24 protein-coding genes are annotated in these 26,082 nt (G+C 61.4%); 10 read left to right on the forward strand and 14 right to left on the reverse strand.

Annotated features, from left to right (window positions below):
* Positions 1-2: 2 nt before the first annotated feature.
* From HDEN_RS12850 to HDEN_RS12875, 6 genes are all read right to left on the reverse strand, one after another.
* Entirely contained in the window at positions 3-1,418 is a 1,416-nt protein-coding gene (locus HDEN_RS12850) for a M16 family metallopeptidase (protein ID WP_013216559.1), read from the reverse strand.
* A 254-nt stretch (positions 1,419-1,672) separates the two neighbouring features.
* The gene (locus HDEN_RS12855) at positions 1,673-2,146 is read right to left on the reverse strand and encodes a hypothetical protein (protein ID WP_013216560.1); all 474 of its coding nucleotides are present in this window, start codon (positions 2,144-2,146) and stop codon (positions 1,673-1,675) included.
* A 66-nt stretch (positions 2,147-2,212) separates the two neighbouring features.
* Entirely contained in the window at positions 2,213-2,737 is a 525-nt protein-coding gene (lspA, locus tag HDEN_RS12860; RefSeq protein ID WP_013216561.1) for a signal peptidase II, read from the reverse strand.
* A 364-nt stretch (positions 2,738-3,101) separates the two neighbouring features.
* Complete coding sequence (gene ileS / locus HDEN_RS12865; protein WP_013216562.1) at positions 3,102-6,254, reverse strand: isoleucine--tRNA ligase; 3,153 nt, start codon at positions 6,252-6,254, stop codon at positions 3,102-3,104.
* Positions 6,255-6,591: 337 nt separating this feature from the next.
* The gene (locus tag HDEN_RS12870; RefSeq protein WP_013216564.1) at positions 6,592-7,518 is read right to left on the reverse strand and encodes a bifunctional riboflavin kinase/FAD synthetase; all 927 of its coding nucleotides are present in this window, start codon (positions 7,516-7,518) and stop codon (positions 6,592-6,594) included.
* A gap of 58 nt (positions 7,519-7,576) precedes the next feature.
* Positions 7,577-8,014, reverse strand: coding sequence for a MaoC family dehydratase (locus HDEN_RS12875; RefSeq protein ID WP_013216565.1), 438 nt, complete (start codon positions 8,012-8,014; stop codon positions 7,577-7,579).
* A gap of 252 nt (positions 8,015-8,266) precedes the next feature.
* Between HDEN_RS12875 and HDEN_RS12880 the strand changes: the two genes are divergently transcribed.
* Positions 8,267-9,058, forward strand: a complete 792-nt coding sequence (locus HDEN_RS12880) for a DUF1013 domain-containing protein (RefSeq protein ID WP_013216566.1) — start codon at positions 8,267-8,269, stop codon at positions 9,056-9,058.
* A 9-nt stretch (positions 9,059-9,067) separates the two neighbouring features.
* On the opposite strand, the gene HDEN_RS12885 is transcribed toward HDEN_RS12880, so the two are convergent.
* Both HDEN_RS12885 and HDEN_RS12890 read right to left on the reverse strand, forming a co-directional pair.
* Entirely contained in the window at positions 9,068-10,786 is a 1,719-nt protein-coding gene (locus tag HDEN_RS12885) for a SulP family inorganic anion transporter (RefSeq protein ID WP_013216567.1), read from the reverse strand.
* A gap of 50 nt (positions 10,787-10,836) precedes the next feature.
* Positions 10,837-11,157: a helix-turn-helix domain-containing protein gene (locus tag HDEN_RS12890; RefSeq protein ID WP_041921664.1), complete on the reverse strand. Its 321-nt coding sequence runs from the start codon at positions 11,155-11,157 to the stop codon at positions 10,837-10,839.
* 308 nt (positions 11,158-11,465) lie between these two features.
* Here HDEN_RS12890 and HDEN_RS12895 point away from each other — a divergent pair, with 308 nt between their 5' ends.
* On the forward strand, positions 11,466-13,091 hold the full coding sequence (locus HDEN_RS12895; RefSeq protein WP_013216569.1) for an acyl-CoA synthetase: 1,626 nt from the start codon (positions 11,466-11,468) through the stop codon (positions 13,089-13,091).
* A gap of 58 nt (positions 13,092-13,149) precedes the next feature.
* Here HDEN_RS12895 and HDEN_RS12900 read toward each other — a convergent pair whose 3' ends face one another.
* Entirely contained in the window at positions 13,150-13,422 is a 273-nt protein-coding gene (locus HDEN_RS12900; protein WP_013216570.1) for a hypothetical protein, read from the reverse strand.
* Between the two features lie 309 nt (positions 13,423-13,731).
* On the opposite strand from HDEN_RS12900, the gene zigA reads away from it, so the two are divergent.
* Together zigA and HDEN_RS12910 are read left to right on the forward strand one after the other, a co-directional pair.
* The gene (zigA, locus tag HDEN_RS12905) at positions 13,732-14,991 is read left to right on the forward strand and encodes a zinc metallochaperone GTPase ZigA (RefSeq protein WP_013216571.1); all 1,260 of its coding nucleotides are present in this window, start codon (positions 13,732-13,734) and stop codon (positions 14,989-14,991) included.
* 200 nt (positions 14,992-15,191) lie between these two features.
* Positions 15,192-16,172: a catalase family peroxidase gene (locus HDEN_RS12910; protein ID WP_013216572.1), complete on the forward strand. Its 981-nt coding sequence runs from the start codon at positions 15,192-15,194 to the stop codon at positions 16,170-16,172.
* Positions 16,173-16,239: 67 nt separating this feature from the next.
* On the opposite strand, the gene HDEN_RS12915 is transcribed toward HDEN_RS12910, so the two are convergent.
* The 3 genes from HDEN_RS12915 to HDEN_RS18010 all read right to left on the reverse strand — a co-directional run bounded on the left by HDEN_RS12915 (position 16,240) and on the right by HDEN_RS18010 (position 17,505).
* Positions 16,240-16,746: an SRPBCC family protein gene (locus tag HDEN_RS12915; RefSeq protein ID WP_013216573.1), complete on the reverse strand. Its 507-nt coding sequence runs from the start codon at positions 16,744-16,746 to the stop codon at positions 16,240-16,242.
* Positions 16,724-17,080, reverse strand: a complete 357-nt coding sequence (locus HDEN_RS12920) for an ArsR/SmtB family transcription factor (protein ID WP_013216574.1) — start codon at positions 17,078-17,080, stop codon at positions 16,724-16,726. The genes HDEN_RS12915 and HDEN_RS12920 overlap by 23 nt, the downstream gene beginning before the upstream one ends.
* Before the next feature lie 248 nt (positions 17,081-17,328).
* A complete protein-coding gene (locus tag HDEN_RS18010; protein WP_013216575.1) occupies positions 17,329-17,505 on the reverse strand; it encodes a YdcH family protein in 177 nt (58 codons plus the stop codon).
* 252 nt (positions 17,506-17,757) lie between these two features.
* Here HDEN_RS18010 and HDEN_RS12930 point away from each other — a divergent pair, with 252 nt between their 5' ends.
* The 6 genes from HDEN_RS12930 to rpsU all read left to right on the forward strand — a co-directional run bounded on the left by HDEN_RS12930 (position 17,758) and on the right by rpsU (position 23,621).
* Positions 17,758-17,964, forward strand: a complete 207-nt coding sequence (locus HDEN_RS12930) for a DUF465 domain-containing protein (RefSeq protein WP_013216576.1) — start codon at positions 17,758-17,760, stop codon at positions 17,962-17,964.
* A gap of 56 nt (positions 17,965-18,020) precedes the next feature.
* Positions 18,021-19,040 (forward strand): ligase-associated DNA damage response exonuclease, encoded by a 1,020-nt coding sequence (locus tag HDEN_RS12935; protein ID WP_013216577.1) that lies wholly within the window; start codon positions 18,021-18,023, stop codon positions 19,038-19,040.
* A gap of 2 nt (positions 19,041-19,042) precedes the next feature.
* A complete protein-coding gene (locus HDEN_RS12940) occupies positions 19,043-21,022 on the forward strand; it encodes a cisplatin damage response ATP-dependent DNA ligase (protein ID WP_013216578.1) in 1,980 nt (659 codons plus the stop codon).
* Between the two features lie 404 nt (positions 21,023-21,426).
* Positions 21,427-21,921 (forward strand): 5-(carboxyamino)imidazole ribonucleotide mutase, encoded by a 495-nt coding sequence (gene purE / locus HDEN_RS12945; RefSeq protein ID WP_013216579.1) that lies wholly within the window; start codon positions 21,427-21,429, stop codon positions 21,919-21,921.
* Positions 21,922-21,932: 11 nt separating this feature from the next.
* Entirely contained in the window at positions 21,933-23,027 is a 1,095-nt protein-coding gene (locus HDEN_RS12950) for a 5-(carboxyamino)imidazole ribonucleotide synthase (protein ID WP_245256639.1), read from the forward strand.
* Positions 23,028-23,228: 201 nt separating this feature from the next.
* Positions 23,229-23,621, forward strand: a complete 393-nt coding sequence (gene rpsU / locus HDEN_RS12955) for a 30S ribosomal protein S21 (RefSeq protein WP_013216581.1) — start codon at positions 23,229-23,231, stop codon at positions 23,619-23,621.
* An 84-nt stretch (positions 23,622-23,705) separates the two neighbouring features.
* Here rpsU and HDEN_RS12960 read toward each other — a convergent pair whose 3' ends face one another.
* Both HDEN_RS12960 and HDEN_RS12965 read right to left on the reverse strand, forming a co-directional pair.
* A complete protein-coding gene (locus HDEN_RS12960; RefSeq protein ID WP_013216582.1) occupies positions 23,706-24,524 on the reverse strand; it encodes an alpha/beta hydrolase in 819 nt (272 codons plus the stop codon).
* Positions 24,525-24,588: 64 nt separating this feature from the next.
* Positions 24,589-25,968, reverse strand: coding sequence for a YiiX/YebB-like N1pC/P60 family cysteine hydrolase (locus HDEN_RS12965; RefSeq protein ID WP_013216583.1), 1,380 nt, complete (start codon positions 25,966-25,968; stop codon positions 24,589-24,591).
* Positions 25,969-26,082: the final 114 nt, after the last annotated feature.

The following is a 26,082-nucleotide window of genomic DNA, read 5'->3' on the forward strand; positions in this document are numbered from 1 at the left end:
AATCACCTCAGTTCGCTGTTTGCAGACGGCGGAGGGGCGTCTTGCGCCTGCGCGACGCCGCTTTGGTCGGGGATCAGGTAGCCCGTCACGGAAGCCTTGAGATTGAGGTATTCGCCCGCAACCTTTTTGATGTCGTCGGCGGTGACTTTGGAAATCGCGGCCGGCCAATTTTCGACGTCGGCGACGGTGCGTCCGATCGCGAGGTTCCAGCCGTAGCGGCGTGCCAGCGTCGCCTGATTGTCGCTCTCGTAAATGTAGTCGGCGAGATAGCTGCGCTTCGCGCGTGCCAGCTCGGCTTCGGTCACGCCGTTCTTGGCGACTTCGGCGAGCACGTCGTCGATCGCGGCTTCGACTTTCGGCAGCGGTACGCCGTCGGCTGCGACCGCGTAGAGCGAGATGTTGCCACTATCGAGATTGGAGCCCGAATAGTCGCCGCCGGCGCTGGTCGCGAGCTTCGACTCGACGACGAGCTTTTTATAGATGCGGCTGGTCGTGCCGGAGCCGGTGATCTTCATCAGCAGATCGAGAGCTTCGGCTTCGCCGGGCTTCGCGGTCACGTAGCTTGGCGTCAGATAATAGCGCTGCAGCGAATAGTTGCCGGCGCGCGGATCTTTAATTTCGAGCCGGCGCGGCGCGAGCGGCGGCGGGTCGCTCGGACGATGACGAACGGTCGTGACGTCCGGATTGTTCGGGATTTTGCCGTAGGATGCTTCCGCCAGCGTCTTGACCTCGTCCGGCGTGACGTCGCCCGACACGATCAGGATGGCGTTATTCGGCGCGTAATAGTGCTTGTAGAACGTCAGCGCGTCCTGACGCGAAAGCTTCTGCATCTCATGATACCAGCCGATGACCGGCGTGCCGTAGGGATCGTTCAGATACAGCGCGGCGTTCATCTGCTCGTCGAGCAGCGCGGACGGATTGTTGTCGATGCGCGAGCGGCGCTCCTCGAGGATCACGTCGCGCTCGGTCAGAACTTCCTTTTCGTCGAGACGGAGATTGACCATGCGGTCAGCTTCCATCTCCATCATCTTGCCGAGGCGATCCTTGGCGACACGCTGAAAGTAAGCCGTCGTGTCGTGGCCGGTGAAGGCGTTGTCCTGACCGCCGAGACGGCTCACGATTTTCGAGAATTCGCCGACTGGAATTTTATCGGTCGACTTGAACATCAGATGCTCGAGAAAATGCGCGATGCCCGATTTCCCGCGCACTTCATCGGCGGCGCCGACGCGGTACCAGACCATGTGCGTCACGACCGGCGAACGGTGGTCGGGAATGACGACGACATCCATGCCGTTCGCGAGCTTGAACTCGGTCGCGCGGGTGGCGGTGTCGACGGCGTAAGCTTCAGGTGTCAATGCGAGCATGGAGAGCGCCAAAATGGTTAAGAAGCGGAACCGGGGGAACGTCACAAGACGCATATCGTGGGTCCTTCGACGGTACGCAACGGCATGCGGGTTGCCTACCTTTTTCGGATGATAGCGGCGTCCCCATATGCGGGGACTATTTTTCGCGTCGTGCATTCCGGTGAGTGAAACGACGGTCCGCGAAGCCGGGCCCATGAGCGGGTTCGGCAGTCTAAAAGTCAAATGACAAGGCGTTCATCTGACGTGAGCAAGATGCGGATGTTTCAGGCGTTTATATTCGCCAACAACTTTTGATCGCGGCGCGACGATTACTGCGTCTGCGTATCGTCGTCGCCTTCGTCGCTACTGCCCGACGCCATCCACTTCTTGACGCCGGTCAAGATGGACGGGTGGCATGATCCGAGTGGGCCCGACGCCGAATCGGCGGTCGAGTCACCTCTGGCTTTGGCGTCGGTGTAGTTGACCTTGCAGTAGGCATCCTGCTGCCTCTGAAGTTCGGCCTTCGAGACGCCTCTCTTGGCGTCAACGTCCTGAACCGCCAACTCCGGCTGATTGGGCTTGCCGCTTCCCGGCGGCGGGAGCGCTTCGAGGCCCGGAGGCACCACGAGCGGCTGACGAGCGGCCAGCTTAGGCTCTTTCGGCGCCGAGGTATCGTTCAGGCCGACGGCGTCGAAGATCTTGCCGTTGAGCTGGACGCCATCGAATCCGCAGCCCGAAACCGCAAGCACAGCCACACCAAGAGGCGCAAGCAGCAATGCTTTTGCGTATGATTTCAAAGGCATACAGATCCCCGTAACCCCAGCGGCCGCTACGCCCGAACATGCGGCAGTATCACGACATTTGCGGCGCTAATGCGACTCGCCCCAGAAGGACTCATACAACAGGACCAGAACGCCAGCAACGATGGCCACGTCAGCGATGTTGAAGACGTACCAGTAGTAGCCATAGGCGTGGAGCGAGAAGAAGTCCGCGACGCCGCCGAGACGCAGGCGGTCGATGGCGTTACCGACCGCACCGCCAATGATCAGTCCGAGTCCGATCGACATCAGGCGGCTGGCGCCGGAGCGATTGAGCCAAAGCCAGAGACATGTGCTCGCGAAGAGCGCGAACCCCGTCAACAAATACTGGCCGATCGGGCTTTCCTGATTGAACAGCGAATAGCTGATGCCGATGTTCTTGACATACGTGATGTCGAAGAACGGAAAGATCTGCACACGGCCTTTATTGGCGATGTCGTAGACGGACAGCATCCACCACTTGTGGAGTTGGTCGATGGCGACGATCGCGACGATGATGGCGAGCGCCAGCGGCGCGGTGCGGCCCCAGATAAAGCTGTTCGGACGCTGCACCTGAGGAACAGGCTCGACGTTCATGATGCTGCTCCTGCTGGCTCGACATTGTTTTGCCGTCGCACGCTGGCGGAGATGCTGCGCGCGAGGCGACCGGCTAAGCTGATTTCACGCCGGGAGAATGGCAGAGTTCGGAATATGCCCGGCCGATGATTGCGATAAAGCGCGCGATCGCGCTTGGTGCGATCCCCCCACCCCCGACCCCTCCCCGCGAGGGGGAGGGGAGACGTGGGGGAATGCATCGCCTTGATTGGCGACGTGGAGTGCTCACTCGCAACGAGATCGTGTGCGGAGTGGTCGATCGGTGCGTGCAAACAATGAGGGGCAGCGCGCGCGTTCCCCTCCCCTTGACGGGGAGGGGTTAGGGGTGGGGTGACGGCGGATGCCATCACGCGACGGCCTCGGCGTCGAGTTCGCGGACTGCGGCGGCGTCCCGGGCCGAGAGATCGGGATAGGCGGGGTCGGACCCGACGTCGTTCGTGATGCGCCAGGAGCGCGCGCACTTCTTGCCTTCCGCGCGTTTGACGACGACGCCGACGCCGTCCTCGTTCGGCAGCGTGAACGCTCCGGCAGGCACAGCTTTATCCGAGATCGAAATATCCGACGTGATGCAGACCTCGGCCATGTCGACGCCTTCGAGGCCAGACATCAGATCGGCATCGGTGACGTAGACTTCGGGCGCCGCTTCGAGCGATGAGCCGATTTTCTTGTTGGCGCGTTCGATCTCGAGCGCTCCCGTCACGACGCTGCGGACTTCCTTCACGCGATCCCACTTGGCGGCGAGATTGTCGTCACGCCATTCGCGCGGGATTTTCGGGAACGGCAACAGGTGGATGCTCTCGCCGCCGTTCGGGCGATACTGCAGCCACGCTTCCTCCGCCGTGAACGACAGGATCGGCGCAAGCCATTTGAGCAGCGTATCGCAAAGCTTGTCGATGACCGTCAGCGCGGCTTTGCGCTTCAGGCTTGACGGCGGCTCGCAATAAAGCGTGTCCTTGCGGATATCGAAATAGAACGCGGAAAGCTCCGTGTTCATGAACTGCGTGAGCAAGCCCACGATCTTGCGATAGTCGTAAGTCTCGTAGGCTCTGCGAACGTCGTGGTCGAGTTCGGCAAGCCGGTGCAGCATCAGACGCTCGAGCTCGAACGGCTTCATGTCCTTGAACGCGACCGCGTCGCTTGGCTTGAAGTGCGCGAGCGCGCCGAGCATCCAGCGCAGCGTATTCCGCAGCTTGCGGTAGGTTTCCGAAAACGTCTTCAGGATTTCCGGTCCGATGCGGAGATCGTCGGAATAGTCCGAGGCCGCAACCCAAAGGCGCAGAATGTCGGCGCCGGACTTCGCGATCACATCCTGAGGCGCGACGACATTGCCCAGGGACTTCGACATCTTCTGCCCCTTCTCGTCGAGGACGAAGCCGTGCGTCAGCACGACGTCATAGGGGGCGTCGCCACGCGTACCGCACGACTCGAGCAGCGAAGAATGGAACCAGCCGCGATGCTGGTCCGAGCCTTCGAGATACATGACGCGATCCTGGCCGCCGTCGCGCTTGCGGCGCAGACCTTTGAAGCCGGGAAACGCAACCGGATCTTCGAGCGTGAAGGCGTGCGTCGATCCTGAATCGAACCAGACGTCGAGCACGTCCTTGACCTGTTCCCACTTCGCCAGATCCTTGTCGGCGACGAGGCCTTTCAGGAAGCGCTCTTTCGCGCCTTCCTCGAACCAGACGTCGGCGCCCTTTTCGGCGAACGCTTTTTCGATGCGCGCGGCGAGTTCGTTGGACTTCTTGAACTCTGGACCCGGGATGACCTGATCCGTTTCGACATTGCGGAAAACAGTGATCGGCACACCCCACGCACGCTGGCGCGACACGACCCAATCGGGGCGGTTCTCGATCATGCCGGTGATGCGGTTCTCGCCCGCCGCCGGCACCCATTCGACGCGCTTGATTTCATCGAGGGCGAGATGGCGGAGCGTCGGAGAATTATCCTCTGCGCTCGGCGGCCGGCTCCCCGCAGGGGAGTCGCCGAGCGCCAACTTAGTGTCCATCGAAATGAACCACTGTGGCGTGTTGCGGAAGATGACCGGCTTCTTTGAGCGCCACGAATGCGGGTACTGATGCTTCAAGCGTCCGCGCGCGATGATGTTGCCCGCTTCGGCCAGCGCCTTGATGACCGCGTCGTTGGCATCGCCCTTGTCGCCGTTCTCCTTCAGCACGCGTTTGCCTTCGAAGCCCGGCGCGGACTTCGTCAGCACGCCGTCGGCGTCGACAGTGAACGGAACCTCCGTGTCGATGCCGCGGTCGCGCAGCGCCTTCTGGTTTTTTGTCCAGATGTTGTAGTCGTCGGCGCCGTGACCGGGCGCGGTGTGCACGAAGCCCGTGCCGGTATCGTCGGTGACGTGATCGCCGTCGAGCAGCGGAACGTCGAAGGTGTAGCCGAGCGATGCGAGCGGGTGCTCGCAGACGAGGTGGCGAAGCTCGAACGCGTTGACGCTCCAGCGCTTCTCGTAGGCTTCGACCTTCGCCGCTTTCATCACGTCGGCGGCAAGCTTGTCGGCGAGGATGTAGCGATCGCCAACCTTCGCCCAATTGTTTTCGGGCGCGGCCGTGACTTCATACAAACCGTAGGCGATGCGCGAGGAAAAGCTAATGGCGCGGTTGCCCGGGATCGTCCACGGAGTCGTCGTCCAGATGACGACCGACGCGCCCTCTAAGTTTTCCGGCGTCAATTCAGGGTGCAGTTCCGGCGGGATATCTTTCGTTGCCGGCTCCTCGTTCGGCGACAGCGGCTTCACCGGAAACTTCACCCAGATCATGTCGGACTGGTGGTCCTGGTATTCGACCTCGGCCTCGGCGAGCGCCGTTTTTTCGACGACGCTCCACATCACCGGCTTCGAGCCGCGATAGAGCAAGCCGCTTTCCGCGAACTTCATCACCTCGCGTGCAATGATGGCTTCGGCGTTGTAGGCCATCGTCGAATAGGGATGCGCCCAGTCACCGACGACGCCGAGACGTTTGAATTCCTCGCGCTGCACGTCGAGCCAGTGCGCGGCGAACTTGCGGCATTCATCGCGGAAGGCGTTGATCGCGACCGGATCGAGGAAGTTCGGCTTCTCCTTGCCCTTGGCGCGATACTGCTCCTCGATCTTCCATTCGATCGGCAGGCCGTGGCAATCCCAGCCGGGCACGTAGTTGGAATCGTGGCCGAGCATCTGCTGCGATTTGACGACAAGGTCCTTCAGGATCTTGTTCAGCGCGTGCCCGATGTGGATGTTGCCGTTCGCATAGGGCGGGCCGTCGTGCAGTGTGAATTTCACGCGGCCTTTCGATTCCGCACGCAGCTTTTCATAGAGACCGATGTCGGCCCAGCGCTTCAGGAGCTTCGGCTCAAGCTCGGGCAATCCGGCGCGCATGGGAAAGTCGGTCTGGGGCAGAAACAGCGTCTTGCTCCAGTCGCGGCCCGTGGCTTCGGCGGCTGGCGCGCTGGCAGCGCCCGATTTGGCGGCACCCGGCTTGGTGGCGGCCTTCTGGTCTTTCGACATCGGATGAATCTTTCCTTCAAAATCAGCGGGCGTTCTAGCAATTGCGCCGCGCCTTAGCAAAGCGGCATGGGGAGCCTTTGCCACACCGGCGGAGCGCCGTTTCGGGAGGACAAACCGGCGCGGTCCGCGGGAAGCGGATTTTTCGTCTTTATCAGCCGCCCATTTATGCTAGACGCGGGGCGAACAACGGAGATTTCCCATGCAGATGACAGATTCCCGCCGCCGCCAGATCCAGGCACGGCAGCGCAAGGCCAAGAACGCAGCAAAGCGCGCCGCGAAGATCGCAAAGCGCGAGCGCAACCAAGCTTAACGCAAGCACACGCGGGCGGATGTCGGCTCAGTTGGCCGACAACACCGCTTTCGCCTGCGCGATATCGGCTTCCATCTGCACGACCAGCTCTTCGGCCGAGCGAAACCGGCGATCGCTCCGGATAAAGTCGATGAACTCGACTTCGATCTCGCGGCCATAGATGTCGCCGTTGAAGTCGAACAGGAACACCTCCAGCACCGGATGACCGTCGTCGAACGTCGGGCGCGTACCGAGATACGCCGCTGCGTCGTACGTCTGGTCGTCAAGATGCGTGCGAACGGCGTAAATGCCGTGGCCGAGCGTCGTGCCTTTCGGCATCGGAATGTTGGCGGTCGGATATCCCATGCCGGTGCCGCGCTTGGCGCCGCCGATCACGCGGCCGGAGACGCGCCACGGCTCACCAAGCATGTGCGTCACGCCTTTGACGTCGCCCTGCGCCAGATGCAGGCGAACGCCCGAAGATGAAAAGACCGCGCCGTCTTCGGCAATCGGCGGCATGACAGTGACGCCGAAGCCAAGCTCCTCGCCCGACCTTACCATCAGCTCCGGATTGCCGCCGCGCTTGTGGCCGAAATAAAAATCGTAACCGATGACGACGTGCGCCGCGCCGAGGCCGGCAACAAGCACGCGCTCGATAAAGGCTTCGCCGGGAAGCGCTGCCAAATCGGCATCGAAAGGCTCGACGAACACCAGATCGAGGCCAAGCTTCTCGAAAATCGCGAGCTTGCGGTTGAGAGTCGTCAGACGGAACTGCACTTCGTTCGGCTGGAAGAACTCGCGCGGATGCGGTTCGAAAACCATCGCCGCCGATGCCGTGCCCTTCTCCCGCGCCTTGGCCTTCGCCTCGCGGATCAGCGCGCGATGACCGCGATGAACGCCGTCGAAGTTGCCGATCGCGATCGACGCGCCGCGATGTTCCGGCGGCACATGCTTATGGCCGTGAATGACGTGCATGCACCGCGCGTTCCTTCAATCCCGACGCTGCCTGAAGACCTTCGAGCCTACCCTGCTCTCACCTCGGACGCGAGGGAACCATCAGGACGGCTTCGCCCGTGAGGACCGGTTTGCCCGCGACCGTGCAGACACAATCGAACCGCGCCCGCTTCTTATCGGGGATCAGCTCGATAATGCGAACGAGCGACTCGACGCGATCGTCGATCTTCACCGGGCCTTTGAAGAACAGGGACTGCGACACGTAGATTGCGCCGGGGCCCGGCAGTTTCATGCCGAACAGAGCGGAGATGTAGCCCGCCGAAAGAATGCCGTGCGCGATGCGTTCCTTGAAGATCGTCCCTGACGCGTAATCGGCGTCGAGGTGCACCGGGTTGTAGTCACCCGACAGCGCCGCGTAGGCGACGATATCCGCCTCGGTGACGATGCGCGACATCGAGGCTTCCTGACCGACCTCCAAGTCCTCGAAATATTTGGTTCGACCGGCTGTCGCGAGCATCCCATTGTCCTCGTTGCATTTACTAGGCCGTAGGTCGCCGTAATGTCGCCCCAAACCTGCCGCGCGACACTAACGCTTCATAAACGCTTGCCGCAACTCTATGACCGCTCTTGAGGCTGCGGCGTTCTTGCATGGTGGAAACCATTCCAGCCTTGCGTCGGATGACGCGAAAGCGTTATAAGCCGCTATTCCCTTCAATTTACCTTTGCACTGGCTCTCGCGGACGCGCGGGGGACCGAAAGAGGATTATCCATGAGCGACCGCCGCCCCCTGATGCCGAAAGCCACCGCCGTCTGGCTGGTGGAGAACACGGCGTTGTCATTCGACCAGATCGCCGAGTTCTGCGGGCTGCATCCTCTGGAAGTCAAAGGCATCGCCGACGGCGAGGTCGCCCAGGGCATCAAGGGCATGGACCCGGTCACGAACGGTCAGCTGACGCGCGATGAAATCGCGAAGGCGGAAAAGGATTCGTCGCACAAGCTGCAGCTCGCGGAGAGCAAGGTTCAGCTGCCGCCGCTGCCGCAGACCCGCAAGGGGCCGCGCTATACGCCCGTCTCGCGCCGTCACGACCGGCCGAATGCCGTGCTCTGGCTGCTTCGCAATCATCCGGAACTCAAAGACAGCCAGATCATGCGCCTCGTCGGCACGACGAAGCCGACCATCGCGCAGATCCGCGACCGCACGCACTGGAACTCGGCGCAGCTGACGCCGCAGGACCCGGTCACGCTCGGGCTTTGCTCTCAGATCGACCTCGATGCCGAGGTGAAGAAGGCGGCGAAGCGCACCGAGCGCGATCGCAAGGATTCGGGTCTCGATCAGGAAAAGGCCGGAACGCTGCTGCCGGCTTCGGAAACGACGGCCTCCTCGACGACGGCTCAGATCCTGGCGCCCAAGGCCGCCGAGGAAGCTCCGGAGGAAACTCCCGAGCAGGAACAGGCGCGCGTCTTTGCGAAGCTCAAGGGCATGACGTCTCCGAAGGCAGAAGAAGAGACCGACGAAGACGACAGCAAGCCCGAGGACAGCAAAGAGCCGGACGGCGAGTAACGCCCCCGCCTAGCCTTCTTGTGTTGGAGCGCTCTCGCGGGCTGCGGCGAGCGCGTCCTCCAGTGTCGCCGCGTAGTGGATCAGCGGTCTGCGCAAGCCGGCGTTCAACAGCGTGCGCCGGACTTGTTTGCTCGTCGACGTGAAGTAGACCGTCGTACCCGCACGATTGAGCTTCTTCGCGAAGCCTTCGAGCGACTTGGCGGCGGTGCTGTCGACGAAGGGCACCTCGGAAAAGTCGAGAATGAATGCTTTCGGGTGCGCGCCGATGCGGTCGAGCACGGCGCCTACGGTTGCCGTCGCACCGAAAAAGAAAGCGCCGGAAATCCGGTAGACCATGACGCCTTCGTCGGTGACGCGGGGCATCTCCGTTCCGTCGCCTTCGGCGCTGTCGGCCTGATCGTCGGCTATCAGCACGCTGCCTGTCTCGACTTCGACGGCTTCGGCCATGCGATGCAGAAACAGGAACGCGCCGAGCGTGACGCCGACGGCGATCGCGATGGTCAGTTCGACGAAAATCGTCAGCAGGAATGTCGCGAGCAAAACGGCTGCGTCGCCGCGTGACGACCGGATCAGGCTGAGAAATTCGCGCTTTTCGGCCATGTTCCACGCCACGACCGCGAGGACGCCGCCGAGCCCGGCGAGCGGGATGTAGATCGCGAGCGGCGCCGCGACCAGCATGAACAGCAAGACGAAGCCCGCGTGCAGCATTCCCGATACGGGTCCGTGCGCTCCGGCGCGGACGTTGGTCGCGGTGCGCGCGATCGTGCCGGTCACGCACATTCCACCGAAGACGACAGCGGCGCAATTGGCGAAGCCTTGGGCGACGAGTTCGCAATTCGACCGGTGCTTGCGGCCCGTCATTCCGTCGGCGACGACCGCCGAAAGGAGGCTTTCGATTGCACCGAGAAGCGCGATCGAAAGCGCATCGGGAACGGCTGCCTGAATTTTCGCGAGGGTGATTTCGGGAAAGGCGGGTGCCGGCAACATGCGCGGAACGCCGCCGAAGCGCGATCCGATCGTCGCGACATCGAGATGCAGAAACGCTGTCAGAGCCGCCGTCACGCCGACCGCGATGAGCATGCCAGGCCAATTCGGCCTCAAACGCCGGATGCCGAGAATGATGGCGATCGAGAGAAGCGATATGAAGACGGTCGACGGGCGGATCGAGCCGATTGCCGAGGCGATCGCCTCGATTTTCGGGATGAGCGCGGCCGGCTCGTGCGCGATGTCGAGGCCGAGCATGTCCTTCACCTGGCTGGCGAAGATGATGACGGCGATGCCGGTGGTGAAGCCGACCGTGACGGGAAACGGGATGTATTTGATGTATGTCCCGATGCGTAGATAACCGGCAGCGATCATGATGATCCCGGCCATCGCGGTCGCGATCACCAGGCCTTCATAACCCGCGCGTTCGACGATCGACGCGATCAGGACGATGAAAGCTCCGGCCGGGCCACCGATCTGAAACCGGCTGCCACCAAGAGCCGAAATCAGAAAACCTCCGACGACGGCGGTAAACAGGCCTTTCTCCGGCGACAGGCCGGAACCGATCGCGATCGCCATCGACAGCGGCAACGCCACGATCGCAACGGTGAGACCGGCGACTGCGTCGGCGCGAAGCGCGGCCAAGCCGTAACCTTCGCGCAGAACCGTCACGAGCTTCGGCGTGAAAAGCTCCGCAAGGCTCGGCGTCGCGCGCTTCGTTGCAGTCGTCGTGGACGCAGACATCTCATTCTCTCGAAATCTGTTCGCCGGGGTCAATGCGCGTGGTGCGGCGATCAATCGGCCGTTCGCGGCAAGCTCCGCTTTTTGCCGACCGTCGGAGGCGCGGACATCGCGACCGGAACCGCTGCCCGCTCTTTCATGCGAACGCCGCGGCCCTGTCCGGTGCTCGGCGTGGTCTCGCCGATCAATTCGACGCCGGCTGCTTCGAAGGCCCCGACGACCTTCATCAGCGTGGCGACGATGCCCCGCACGTTGCCTTCACTTGCTTCCATGCGCTGGATGGTCGGCAGCGAAACGCCCGCAAGCTCGGCCAGGGTCTGCTGGTCGATGCCGAGAAGAGCCCTCGCGGCTCGCATTTGCGCTGCTGTGATCATCGTCGCATATCGGGTGCAAGCGTGAGCTTTAACTTATGATGTTTTATACATCAATATATACTTTTGAAGCATGATACGAGAGTCGTATCCCGGACCCGGCTGAAACACAGCAAATGCAGCGTACAAAGCGGCGGCTTACCTGCCGTTGATGCGGGTCCGCGCGCTATAAGGCGTCCCCGGCTTGCGGGTGCTAATCCGGGATTGCTGCGGCAGGGTGCATTCGGTAGCGTCGCATCGGTGTCGAATTGCATGCGGCGAAAGCGCGATCAGCGCCGGCCGTTACATTGAAATTTTTCGGGGCAACACACGTGTCGAATCCTTTCGAGCAGAACCTTGATAAGAATTCCGCCAACTACCAGCCGCTGACGCCGCTCTCATTTCTCGCCCGCACGGCGCTCGCCGCCCCTGAGCACATCGCGATCATTCACGGCAAGACGCGCGTTTCGTACGCCGAGTTCTATAAGCGCTGCCGTCAGCTCGCGAGCGCGCTTGCGGCGCGCGGCATCGGTCCGGGCGACACCGTTTCCGTGATGCTTGCGAACACGCCGGCGATGCTCGAAGCCCACTTCGGCGTGGCGATGACGGGCGCCGTGCTCCATACCATCAACACCCGGCTCGACGCGGCGATCGTCGCCTTTCAGCTCGATCACGCGGATACTAAGCTGCTCATCACCGATCGCGAATTCTCCGCCACGATGAGCGCTGCCCTGGCGCTCGCGAAAGCGAAGCCAATCATCATCGATTACGATGACCCGGAATTTCCGCAGACGGGCGAGGCGCTGTCGTCCGACGATTACGAGGCGTTCGTTTCAAGCGGCGATCCCGAATTCGCGTGGCGCTGGCCGGAAGACGAGTGGGAGGCGATCTCGCTCAATTACACGTCAGGCACGACGGGCAATCCGAAGGGCGTCGTCTATCATCATCGCGGCGCGGCGCTGATGTGCTACGCGAATACGATTTCGACCGGGATGACGCGGTTCCCCGTGTACCTCTGGACGCTGCCGATGTTTCACTGCAACGGCTGGTGCTTTCCGTGGTCTGTCACCATGGCGCAGGGTACGCACGTCTGCCTTCGCTGGGTGCGCGCGAAAGCGATGTATGACGCGATCGTCGATCATAAAGTGACGCATCTTTCCGGCGCGCCGATCGTGATGGCGACGCTGCTCAACACGCCGGCCGAGGAGAAGCGTCCGATTTCACATGTCGTCGCATTCAATCACGCGGCCGCGCCGCCGCCAGCGGCTGTCATCTCGGCGATGACGGATGCTGGTTTCGAGCTGACGCATCTCTATGGCCTGACCGAAACGTATGGGCCCGCGACGATCAACGAATGGGACCCGTCGTGGAACGATCTTCCCGCGCCGGACCGAAGCGCGAAACGTATTCGCCAAGGCATTCGCTACGTGGCGCTCGAAGCGCTGACCGTCATGGACCCGGAGACGATGACGGAAGTCCCGGCCGACGGCGAGACGCTTGGCGAAGTCATGTTCCGCGGCAACATCGTGATGAAGGGTTACCTCAAGAACCCGAAGGCAACGGGAGAAGCCTTTGCCGGAGGCTGGTTCCATTCGGGCGACCTCGGCGTTATGCATCCCGACGGTTACATTCAGCTCAAGGACCGGTCGAAAGACATCATCATTTCGGGAGGCGAGAATATCTCGTCAATCGAGGTCGAGGAGGTTCTTTACAAGCATCCCGGCGTCGCATTCTGCGCGGTCGTCGCCAAGCCGGACGAGAAATGGGGCGAGACGCCGTGCGCGTTCATCGAGCTTCGCCCTGGCGCTTCGGCGACGGAAGAAGAAATCCTCGAATGGTGTCGGCAGGGGCTGGCGCGCTTCAAGGTTCCGCGTCGCGTGGTCTTCGCCGAAGTACCGAAAACATCGACCGGCAAAATCCAAAAATTCAAACTTCGGGAAATGGCCAAGGACGTGTGACGTTTGACGCGCGCCGCCGGTCGCGACCGCGAGACTATCGGACGTTGAGAGGCGCTCGCTATTTCACGAGCACACGCTTCTGGCATTCGAGCCAATGCGAGATCACGCTCCGGTCGTGGAACTGGATCGCGCCGCAGTTCTGGCAGACGATCATCAGCACGTTGACTGGCGCCTTCGAATCCGGATCGGCGCGTTGGCACGTCAGCGTGTGAACGTCCACATCGCATTGCGAGCGAAAGCGGCCACAAACCGGACAACCGGTAATGTGCTTGCCGAACAGGAAGCGATCGACCTCGGCTTTTGAGATTGGCTGAGTGCAGGTTTCCGTCATCAGATTCACCGTGTGACAGGCCCTTATTCAATAAGGGTAAGATGCGCCGGAGTGCGTGGCAAGGCGCGCGAACCAGCGACACGTAAGAATTGATCACCCCAAAGATTAAAAAGAAATGCTGCAGATCAATTGTGCGCTGCGGATGTTGCGTCGCGAAAATTTCGCGTCGTGATCGTTCGCTGACGAAGCCCTCGTCCGTCGCTTTCCTTCTCCCGGCTCTCGCAATTCAATTGCCATTTGCGCAGCTGCATTGACGGATATTATAACATCCGTTATTTGAACCGCTCGATCGGATCGGGAGACATGTGGATGGACGAGAACATCAAGGCGCACTTGCGGGCGGAAGCGGCGAAGAAAGACGAGCGGCTTCCCGTAACGGTTCTGTCCGGATTTCTCGGCGCCGGAAAAACCACTCTGCTCAATCATGTTTTGAATAACCGCGAGGGCTTGAAGGTTGCGGTTATCGTCAACGACATGAGCGAGGTGAATATCGATGCCGATCTCATCGCCAAGGGCGGTGCCGATCTCTCGCGCACCGATGAGGCTCTGGTCGAAATGTCGAACGGCTGCATCTGCTGCACGTTGCGCGACGATCTGCTGAAGGAAGTTCATCGCCTCGCTGCGGAGCGCCGCTTCGACTACCTGCTGATCGAGTCGACCGGCATCGCCGAGCCTCTTCCCGTTGCCGCGACATTCGAGTTCCGCGATGAGGCGGGCAAGAGCTTGTCCGACGTCGCGCGTCTCGACACCATGGTCACGGTGGTCGACGCGGCGCATCTGCTCAAGGACTATTCATCCGTCGATTTCCTGAGAGACCGCGGCGATGTCGCGGGCGACGACGACGAGCGTTCGCTTGTCGGATTGCTTGTCGAGCAGATCGAATTTGCCGATGTCGTCGTCATCAACAAGGTCGACATCGCGACCCGAAGCCAGGTTGCAGCAGCGCGCGCCATCGTTCGCGCGCTTAATGCCGACGCGCGCATCATCGAGACAAGCCATGCGCACGTTTCCCCGCGAGATATCCTCGATACGGGGCTCTTTGATTTCGACGATGCGCATCGTCATCCGACATGGTTCAAGGAATTGAATGGGTTCGCGGAGCATTCGCCCGAGACGGACGAATATGGGATTTCGAGCTTCGTCTATCGGGCGCGCGGGCCGTTCGAGCCGGAAAAGCTGCATGCGTTTTTCAATACGTCCTGGCCCGGCGTCATTCGCGCGAAAGGATTTTTCTGGCTGGCGACGCGGCCGCAGTGGGTGGGCGAAGTCAGCCAGGCGGGCGCGCTCGTGCGGCACGAGGCGATCGGTTACTGGTGGGCGGCTGTGCCGAAGACGAACTGGCCGGATGACGAGCGCCTTATCGATCGCATCAACAAAGGTTGGCACACAACGTGGGGCGATCGACGCCAGGAGATCGTGTTCATCGGCTCGCGCGACATGGATAAGGCTTCCATTATCGAGCAGCTTGATGCCTGCTTGCTTCATACAGTTCCCAATACCGCCATCGATACAACGGCGTGGCGCGATCTTCCGGATCCGTTTCCGAATTGGCGGCGCGATGCGGCCTGATCGCGTGGCGCGGGCTCTGCCCGATAATTAGTCAATAGCTTCACCTTGCCGTTGCAGAAAGTGCGTAGCAAATTGCTGCGCCGCTTGGCCAAATGCGCAATTGTAACGATTGCGCATGCGAAATCGAAAGCGCAAGGGCAGGACAATTCGGCGGCCTGTCTATCTGCAATCATCACCACAGCAACGTGAAGGATCGCACCATGATCTTCAAACGGCTCGTTCCTGCCGCGATGTTCGTCGCGGCTTTCTCTCTTCCGGCTGCAGTCCCGGCGCATGCGGAAGCGGACGCGGAAAGTCTGGTCAACGCGCTTAACGCGGTCTTCGGTGCGCATGATGGCGTTCGCGCGGCCCACACGCATGGCTTCTGCGTCAAAGGCAACTTTACGCCGACAGCCGAGGCGGCGAGCTTGTCGAAAGCACCGCATTTCAATTCCAAGACACCGGTCAATCTGATCGGCCGCTTTTCGATGGGCGGCGGAAATCCTGCCGCGCCGGATTTCCAGAAGGACAATGTCCGCGGCATCGCGCTGCATTTCGACATCGGAAACGGCAATACGACAGATCTACTGATGATTTCGGCTCCGGTTTTCGTCGCCAAAGATCCGGATCAATTCCTGTCGTTGCTCACAGCCGTCGCAACAAAGGACAAGGAGAAGATCGGCGCATTCTTCCAGGCCAATCCGAATTCGACGCGGCAAGCGCAGTGGCTCAATGCGCGCCCCGTTCCCGCGAGCTTCGCGACGGTCAACTATTGGGGCATCCACGCCTTCACGTTCACGAATGCCGAAGGCAAGACGCAGGTCATCAAATACAAAGCGCTGCCGGTTGCCGGCGAAGTCGGCCTGACCGACGAGGAAGCCAAAGCGAAGGACCCGGATTTCTATCGCCCCGAACTTGCCGAGCGGCTGGCGAAGGGGCCGGTCCAGTTCACGCTTACAGCAATTCTCGGAGAGCCCGGCGATCCCGTCGACAATCCGACGGAGCTATGGCCGGAAGACCAACGCAAGTCGGTAACGCTCGGCACGATTTCGATCACGGGCACCGAGGACGACAAGACGTGCGATGCGGGCATTTTCGATCCGACGCTTGTGGTCGATGGCATCGAAGGCCCGGCGAACGATACGATCTTTCCGATGCGCTCGGCCGCGTATGCCGTCTCATTCGGACGGCGAGCGAAGTAGCTCGAGCGACTCCTATTGGATGACATCCTCGGCAACGCGACCGAGGGTGTCATCCGAAAGCGCTCGGCTACGATTTTCGGCGGTCCGACGGCCCTGCGATGTGCGCGAGCTGTTCGCCGAGCTGGTCGAAACATTCCTTCCAGCCGCCGGCCATTCCATCGCGCGAGGCGATGGAATCGAAGCCTTCCTGGCGAAACGTCATCTTCGTGTTTTTGCCTTCGTCCTCGAGCACGATGGTGATCAGCGTTTCGTGTCCAGGCTTGCCCTTTTCGTCGAGCCATGCGTGCGTCAGCACGATGCGGCTGCCTTCGACGATCTCAACGTAGTGGCCCTGCACGCGGAAGTCGGCGCCGCCCAGCGAGAGCATGCGGGCATACCAGCTGCCGCCTTCCCGGAAATCGGTTCGAGCCGCCGGTATCGCGTAACCCCTCGGCGCCGACCATTTCGCGAGATGATCCGGCGTCGACCACATGCGATAAACGAGCATGCGCGGTGCGTTATAGACGCGCTCGATTTCGACCGACAGCGCCGACCGTTGTTCATCACGCTGATCACTTGCTTTTAGTTGGACCACGCTTTTTCTCCGTTGCCTGCGGCTCGCGCGAACCCGCATCGAGCCGCTCGAATTCTTGCTCCCAGAATTTCCGGTATTGTCCCATCCACTCGTTGGCATCCTTCAGCGCGGACGCTTCGAGACGGCATGGCCGCCATTGCGCCGAGCGCCCGCGCGCGATGAGACCCGCGCGTTCGAGAACTTTCAGATGCTTCGAGATGGCGGGGAGGCTCATGTCGAAAGGTTCGGCCAATTCCGATACCGACGTTTCGCCGTGGGTCAGTCGCGCAAGGATTGCGCGCCGGGTCGGGTCCGCGAGAGCGGAGAACGTTTCGCTGAGGCGATCGGAGGCCATCTTACTTATCCATTAAGTTAAATAACTATATAGCTAAATAAGGACGCGTGACCCTGCCGTCAAAGGTTCAAAACGAAAAGCACCGATCCGGACTGGCAATATCGGAAGCGAAACTTCAAAGCCAAGTGCTCGCACGACAAAACACGCGGGAAATCGTGCCGGTAAAAATGCAAAAGCCCCGCTCGGCGGGCGCACAAGCGCTCCGCGGGCAGGGCTTCATATATGAATTGTCTGGGTTTCTCGGTTGGCTAGTGTCGCGTTTCGCGTCTCAGCCGTTCGATCTCGTCTTTTAGTCTCAACTTCTCTTGTTTCAGTCGGCGGATCTCGATGTCGTCCGAACCTGGACCCGCGACCACCTGATCGATCCGCTCTTCAAGGACCCGGTGCTTTTCCGCGAGTTCTGCAAGATGAGCCGTAATCGCCATCATTTGCCTCCAAAAGAGATTGCAGATGTAAGAATCCTGCCACACGTTTCGAAGGTTGTCCAACGCCTCGGAGCATTGATTTGGAAGATTTGAACTCCATTGCATAGCAATCGTCCGTGTGCGCGTTAGAGATTTGTGAAATAGTTTCACGCGATTAGAGTCATCCTTGAGGCATCTCGCGTTTGCCAGTTGCCAGATCAAAAGCAATCGCCCAAAACGCTTCGAGCGACTGGGCGGGGTAGGGCATTTGCGATGGAGCGGCGCGACGAACGCGAGCTCAGGGAAGAGTTGGTGAACTTGCGGGCCGAGCACAGAAAGCTCGACTGCGAGATCGTGTCACTTGAAGACAACCCTCTGGCCGACCAACTTCTTGTCAAACGGCTGAAGAAAAAGAAGCTCGTCTTGAAGGATCGCATTACACAGATCGAAGACAAGCTGCTTCCCGACATCATTGCCTAAGCGGCCGGATCGTCAGGCTGGCGAGGCAGTTTCGAGGCCTTGCGCGTTAGTTCTTCATGAGTTCGACATTTCCTCCGGTTGATAGCTGGCTCTATCCGAGCGAGGCCGGTCTCTTTTGCGAGCCCGGAGGTTTTTATATCGACCCGCACCGGTCGGTGGATCGCGCGATCATCACGCACGGTCACAGCGACCATGCGCGCTCCGGCCACGGCGCAGTGCTCGCGACGCACGAAACGATCGAAATCATGAAAGTGCGCTATGGCGAAAATTGCGCCGGCGCATTCCAGCCGCTCAAGCTCGGTGAGATGATCACGATCAATGGCGTCGGCGTGCGTCTTGCGCCGGCGGGGCACATTCTGGGATCCGCGCAGGTCGTCCTCGAGTGGGCCGGAAAGCGCGCGGTCATCTCGGGCGACTACAAACGCGCGACCGATCCGACGTGCACCCCCTTTGAGCTCGTGCCGTGCGATGTCTTCGTGACCGAGGCGACGTTCGCGCTACCCGTGTTCCGCCACGAGAAAGCTGCGCACGAGGTCGAAAAGCTCTTAGGCTCGATGGCGGCGGAGCCGGATCGCCCGCATCTCATCGGCGCGTACAATCTCGGCAAATGCCAGCGCATGATCCGCGTCATCCGTGACGCCGGATATTCCGAGCCGATCTATCTGCACGGCGCCGTCATCGCGTTGACCGAGCTGTACAAGCGACTAGGTGTCGATCTCGGAGACGTGCGGCCCGCCACGACGGAAGATGCGAAATCGCTCAGCGGCGGCATCGTGATGTGTCCGCCGTCGGCGCTCGGCGATCGCTGGTCGCGGCGTTTCGGCGATCCGGTCAACGCGTTTGCGAGCGGCTGGATGCGCGTTCGCGGGCGAGCGCGCCAGCACGGCGTCGAGCTGCCTCTCGTCGTTTCCGATCACGTCGATTGGCCGGAGCTGATCGCGACTGTGACGGACGTCGGCGCGGAAGAAATCTGGGTGACGCACGGCCGCGAAGATGCGCTCGTCCACTATCTCGCGACGCGAGGCATCAAGGCCCGCGCGCTGGCGCTGGTCGGGCGCGAGGAGGAGGCCGAATAGCCATGCGCGCTTTCGCCCGCCTGCTCGACTGTCTCGTCTATACGCAAAGCCGCAATCGCAAGACGGCGCTGCTCGCGCGTTATTTCCGGTCGACGCCTGATCCGGATCGCGGCTGGGCCTTGGCGGCGCTGACGGACGGAATTCCGATCCGATTGCCGCTGCGGCGCATGGTGGGCGATCTCACCGGTCGTTTCATCGATCCCATTCTGTATCAGCTCTCACGGGATTACGTCGGCGACACGGCGGAGACCGTCGCGCTGCTCTGGCCGGACGAGCCGGTGGATTTGATGCGCGTTGAAACTACCTCCTCCGATCCTTCACCGCAGGGAGTGGAACGAGAGGAGGAATCCGCTGTCCCCTCGACGACGAGGGGGCGGGCGCGGCGTGAAAAGCTCGACGATAAATCGCGGCAACTGTCTCTGGATTTCACCCCCACCCCTGACCCCTCCCCGCGAGGGGGAGGGGAAAATGAGACAGCGCCTTTAGCGCGCAAAGAACATAAGCAGGAGCGTCGCGCGATCGCTGTGAACGTGGATGATCGCCGATCGCAAGACGACACCCGTTCAGCTTCTCAACCCCGCTCGGAGATCACAGATCGGGCGCGGAGCGACGTCGGGCACAATTCGGGAGAGCCGGCGTATCTTTCGCTTGGAAACATCATCGGCGAAATGGCGAACGGGACGGCGGCCGAACGCACCGTGCGTCTCGGGCAGTTCCTGAATGCACTCGATGCCTCTGGGCGATGGGCGCTTCTGAAGTTGCTCGGCGGCGCTCCGCGTGTCGGCGTTTCGGCGCGTCTCGCACGCACGGCGCTGGCGGAAGCCTACGGACGCGACGTTTCCGAGATCGAGGAAATCTGGCACGCGCTGGAGCCGCCGTATCTCGATCTCTTCGCGTGGCTCGACGGCAAAGCCGAGCGTCCCGATCCCGGTTCGAAGCCGGTGTTTCGTCCCGTCATGCTCGCGCATCCGGTCGAGGAAGAGGATTGGCCGAAGCTCGCGCCGGAAGATTTCATCGCGGAATGGAAATGGGACGGCATCCGCGTGCAGATTTCGGCGCGCGGCGGCGACGTGCGCATGTTCTCGCGCCAGGGCGACGACATCTCGGGGACTTTTCCGGAAATTCGCAGCGCCTTCGAAGGGCACGATTGCGTCGTGGACGGAGAATTGCTGATCATGCGCGATGGCGAGATCGCGCCGTTCAACGACTTGCAGCAGCGTCTCAACCGCAAAGTCGTGACGGCGAAAATGATGACGGCCTTCCCGCCGCACGTCAGGCTGTACGATCTGCTGTTCGATGGGCCGGAGGATTTACGCGCGCTGCCGTTCAGCGAGCGCCGGGCGCGGCTCGAGACGTGGCATGCGCGAGAGCATCCGCGATTGACCGACGTGTCGCCGCTCGTCGGCTTCACCACGTTCGACGATCTCAACGTGCTTTGGTCGTCGTCGCGCGCCGAGGGCATCGAAGGCCTGATGCTGAAGCGTCGCGACAGCGCGTATCAAGCGGGCCGGATCAAGGGCCAATGGTGGAAATGGAAGCGCGCCGCGCTGACGCTCGATTGCGTGCTGATGTACGCGCAGCGGGGCTCCGGCAAGCGGTCGTCGTACTATTCCGACTACACGTTCGGCGTCTGGCAGGAGGATACCGGCGGAGAGCGTCAGCTCGTGCCCGTCGGCAAGGCGTATTCCGGCTTCACCGACGAAGAGCTGCTGCTTCTCGACCGTTGGATCAGAAACAACACCGTCGAGACTTTTGGGCCGGTTCGCGCCGTCGCGCCGGGTATCGTGTTCGAGGTGGCGTTCGATGCGGTGCATGTGTCGACGCGGCACAAGTCGGGTGTGGCGATGCGCTTTCCGCGTATTCATCGCATCCGCTGGGATAAGCCCGCGGCGGAAGCCGACACGCTGGAGACGGTTCTTCGCCTCGTGAGTGGCGGTGCCGAGGTTACCGCTGAAGGCTCAGCTGACATCGAGGAACGCTGATCGCTTCGTCATAGTCGGCGAAGGTCGGCACCGAGCCAAGCCTGTCGAAGGCGCGATATTGAGCCTTCTCGATCCGCAAAAATTCGACCGTCGCTTAAATCACGCCTGGTTCGCTCCCCCCGCCCCTAACCCCTCCCCGCCAGGGGGAGGGGAATTGGAGTGGAGAGGGAAAGACACGGGGGGGGCGCTAGCGTCTAGCTGCGTCAGGCATCATATGAAGCGTATGGGCTTCAGGACGGGCTTCACTTCGGGCCTCGCGGTGGCCGAAAAACTGGATAATCCTTGTAAATACGGGTTTTCTGCTGTACCGACGCGCTTTCCCTGATTTACGGATTCCGTTAATTCCGATGCGTAATTAGGATTACGTAATCGGTCCCGAATTTCCCCTTTGCGAGCCGTGACTTATGACCAAAGCCAAGCCGTTAGTCGGAATCATCATGGGCAGCCAGTCGGACTGGCCGACGATGAAACACGCCGCCGACGTGCTGGGCGATCTCGGCGTTGCCTATGAGACGAAGATCGTGTCGGCGCATCGGACGCCCGAGCGGCTCTATTCGTTCGCTAAGGGCGCGAAGGCGGCGGGTCTCAAAGTGATCATCGCGGGTGCGGGCGGCGCGGCGCATCTGCCCGGCATGACCGCTTCAATGACGACGCTTCCGGTGCTCGGCGTTCCGGTCGAGAGCAAGGCGCTCAAAGGCCAGGACAGCCTCTATTCGATCGTTCAAATGCCGGCCGGCGTGCCCGTCGGAACGCTCGCGATCGGTGACGCCGGCGCGAAAAACGCCGGACTGCTCGCGGCGCAGATTCTGGCGTTGGCCGACGAAGCGCTGGCGGGGCGGCTTGAAGACTGGCGGCGGCGGCATACCTCGGAAGTTGCCGAGACGCCGGCGCAAGGATGACAGCCAACGCCATGACTGCACTTCCTCCCGGCTCGACGATCGGAATCCTCGGCGGCGGACAACTCGGCCGCATGCTGGCGATGGCCGCGGCGCGGCTCGGATTCAGATCGCACATCTACGCGCCGGAAGCCGACAGCCCAGCGTTCGAGGTCGCGACGGCGCATACGATCGCCGCCTACGAAGATGAAGCCCAACTCGCGGCATTCGCGAAGGCTATCGACGTCGCGACGTATGAGTTCGAAAACATCCCTGTTGCAACAGTCGAGTTCCTGTCGCGGCAGATCCCTGTTCGGCCGGGCGCGAAAGCTTTGGCGTGTGCGCAGGACCGGCTCAACGAAAAGTCGCTGGCACGCGAGCTTGGCGCGGTAACGGCGGAATTCGCAACGATCGACAGCCTCGCCGATCTTGAAAAAGCACTCGACGGCGGGTTCGCCATTCCGTCCGTTTTGAAGACGCGCCGCTTCGGCTACGACGGCAAGGGGCAGGCAAAAATCCTCGCGCGCAAAGATGCGGCCGCAGCGTGGGCCGCGATGCGCGATGCGCCGTCGATCCTCGAGTCGTTCGTCGACTTTCGCGCGGAAGTTTCGATTGTCGCGGCGCGCGCAGCCGACGGAACGTTCGCGGCTTTCGACGTCACCGAGAACGAGCATCGCAATCACATCCTGCATCGCTCGGTCGCTCCGGCGCGGCTTGCGCCGGATGTCGCCGATGAGGCGATCGTGACGACGCGGAAGATTGCGGAGCGGCTCGATTACGTCGGCGTGTTCGCGATCGAATTCTTCGTCGTTTCCGACAACGATCGCGACCGTCTGTTCGTGAACGAGATGGCACCGCGCGTGCACAATTCCGGACACTGGACGATCGACGGGGCGCTAACCTCGCAGTTCGAACAGCATATCCGCGCCGTCGCCGGCTGGCCGCTGGGAGCGACCGATCTCAAGGCAGCTGGCGCCGAGATGATCAACCTGATCGGCGATGACATTCTGGCGTGGTCGGAGATTGCGGCCACGCCCGGCTCGTTCTTTCATCATTACGGAAAGAGGGACGTCCGCCCGGGCCGCAAGATGGGGCACGTCAACAGGCTCCTGACCGCCGCTCCGGGCTGAGCAAGCCTGCAGCCAGCCAGCCGGGGCCAGGCAAAAACGGCCCTGGTCATCGCTGCGCCCTCCGGCCTTTCGCCCGATTGCCAATCTTCACCGTGTTTGCTAGAAGGGCTGAAGAAATCCACGCTAGCTCTGGTGGCGAAGCCCCGGAGCTGGTGTTTTTGTGCATTCAAACCGTCGAAATTCTATAGAGGATACAACCGCTTGCAGGTTCTCGTTCGCGATAACAATGTTGATCAGGCTCTGAAGGCGCTCAAGAAAAAGCTGCAGCGCGAGGGCGTCTTCCGTGAAATGAAGCTTCGCGGACATTTCGAGAAACCTTCCGAGAAGAGAGCGCGCGAAAAGGCGGAAGCCGTGCGCCGCGCCCGCAAGCTGGCTCGCAAGAAACTGCAGCGCGAAGGTCTTCTGCCGAGCAAGCCCGCAACGGCTCGCGGTGGTCCGGGCGGCAAGGGCGGTCCGGGTGCCGGTCGTGGTCCGGGTGCCGGTGGCGCGGGCGGCGGTTTCCGCGGCGGCCAGTCGGGCGGCGGATTTAACAGCGGCAGCGGCGGCGGTTTCAATAGCGGTAGCGGAAGCAGCAGCGGCGGCAGCAGCTTCTAAGACGTCCGGTATTTCTGTGCGGAATTTGAAAAGGCTCGCGATGTTTCGCGGGCCTTTTTCATTTGGCGCTCAATTATTTTGCGCTCATTCCGCGGCGGTCGCCTGCGCTGCGCGCAACTTGTCGATCCAGCCGTTGATGATCGCAAACGTCGTCTCGTCGTGCACCGCATGTCCGACACCCGGAAGCGTGACGATTTCCTTCGGCTCGTTGGCGGCCGCGAACACACGCCGGCCCATCCCGACCGGCACGACGTCGTCGGCTTCGCCGTGCACGACGAAGATCGGCGCGTGGACGTCGCGGATGTAGCGCAGCGACTCGTATCGATCCTTCAGCAGCAAGCTGACCGGCAGCCACGGATAGAATTGCTCGGCGAGATCCACCATCGACGTGAAGGGGCTGTCGAGGATCACGCCCGAGACTTTTTTGTCGGTCGCGACCTGCGCGGCGACGCCGGTACCGAGCGACTCTCCATAAAGAATGACGTCGCGCGGGCTGACGCCTTCGTTGAGCAGCGCATCGTAAGCGAGCTTGGCGTCCGCGATGTTCGCCACTTCCGACGGCAATCCGGTCGAGCCGCTATAGCCGCGATAGGACAGCATGAAGATGCCGCGTCCGCGGTTGAGATAGCGGCGGATGCTGACACTTCGGTATTCGAGCGCGCCGCCGTTGCCGTGAAAATAGAGAAGCGTCGGCTGTCCGGGCTGCGCCTTGCCGTACCAGGCGATCAGCTTTTCGCCGTCAGGCGTCGTGAGGATGCGCTCTGCAACATCGGGAAGCCCGGCCGCCTGCGGAAGCGTGCGGGATGGCTCCGGGAAATAGATGAAGCGGCGTTGGGCATAGTACATCACTGCAGAGGCGACCGCGTAAAGTCCAACGCCGATGATGATGATGGTCTTGAGCAAGACTGCGCCTCAGGCTGTCGCAGCGCGGAATTCAAGTTCAGATCGTCGGTGTTCACAAAGTGTCCTAGCGCACCAAATATCCGATGCGGTTTCCGCAACGCTCGCGAATGGCTTCCAGTGCCGCAAATATATCGAGACCATGCATCGGTACGCCGGTTTCGATGACCTGTTGCTGATTTTGACGTTGCAGTTCGAGATAGATCGGTTCGGCGGTTTTGTGAAGCATCGCGACGACGGCGACGGTTTTCCGCGGCATGTTCGAGGGGACGCGCGGGAACACCGACGATAGCGTCTGCTTCGCGCCTTCGGAGAAATGCGAGGAAAAGCGCCCGAGCAACGCCACAAGCTTGATCGCGGAGGTTTCTTCGAAGCGATAGTTGTAGCGCTCCATCCACTCGAAAATCTTGTCCATCGTGAAATCCTGCAGCCTGATGTTGGCTGTCTCACGATAGTCCTGCCATTCGGCGACGAGGTCGAAGCTCGATTCCATGTCGATGTCGGCGGGCGCGAAGGTCATATCGGTTGCAACGCCGACGCGATCGAGAAAATCGCGGTTCTTGCGGCCGATGTGCGTCGGATACTTCGGTAGAATAACGCTGCCTTCGCTCGCCTGCGAAAACGCCAGCCGCACCAGCTTCGAGCAGAAGAGATTGCGTGTCTCGTCCGTGCGCATCGAGAAGTCGTACAGGATGCGCTTGCCACCTCTGACGCGCGAGGCCGCGACGTAATCGAAAATCGATTTTGCCGCGCGCGCCGCGAAGTCGGCGTCGCGATTGCGGTAAAGCACGGCGCGCACGATGTGGTGGTCGAGCGACTTGCCGAGCGCGTTGATGATCGCGCCGTCCTCGATCAGGCTTTCCACCATCCAGTGGCTGCCCTGCTCGTCGATGTGAACGATGCCGATATGGCTGAACTGGCTGTCGACGTCGCCGATGCGTGCGATGGCGGCGCTGTTGTGCGCGCGCCCGCGAACGAGAATGACGTCGCCCGACTGGAACGCCACCGACCTGCCGTCGCGATAGAATGCGTAGTTGATCAGGGTGTTGTTTTCTTCGCCCGTGAAGCCGCGCAGCAGATAGCCCGGATCGCTGGTATTCGGCTCCATGCTCGCGATTTCGCCGAGCATGTCCGACACATAGCGCAGCACGCGGAAGACGTCGCGAAAGCCCTGGACGGCGGCGGGCGTCATCAGGCCCAGCATTTCGTAATGCGCCAGTTTCTCGCGCAGGCCGACGCGCAGGTCGAAGATCCGGTACATGACCGCGGGCGCGACTCTGGCGATGCTTACGACGTCATAGTCGTCGAAGCGGGCGGCGGCGGCCTGTTCGTAGATGCAGTTCAGGTTGCGTTCGAGGAGCGCCGAACTGGTGACAGGCGAAGCAGCGAGGATCTCGATTCGCTCAAGATCATTTTCAAATGACGACGACGCCACGGGAGCCAACACGCAAAACCCTCAACCACGGAATGCTGCGCTTATAGCAGACCAAGACAGCTGTCGCGCAGGGTGTGCAGCGATGGCTGCACACCTGTTGCAGATCAGCCCCGGACGGCGCGCAGA

The organism is Hyphomicrobium denitrificans ATCC 51888, assembly GCF_000143145.1.
Lineage (GTDB): Bacteria > Pseudomonadota > Alphaproteobacteria > Rhizobiales > Hyphomicrobiaceae > Hyphomicrobium_B > Hyphomicrobium_B denitrificans.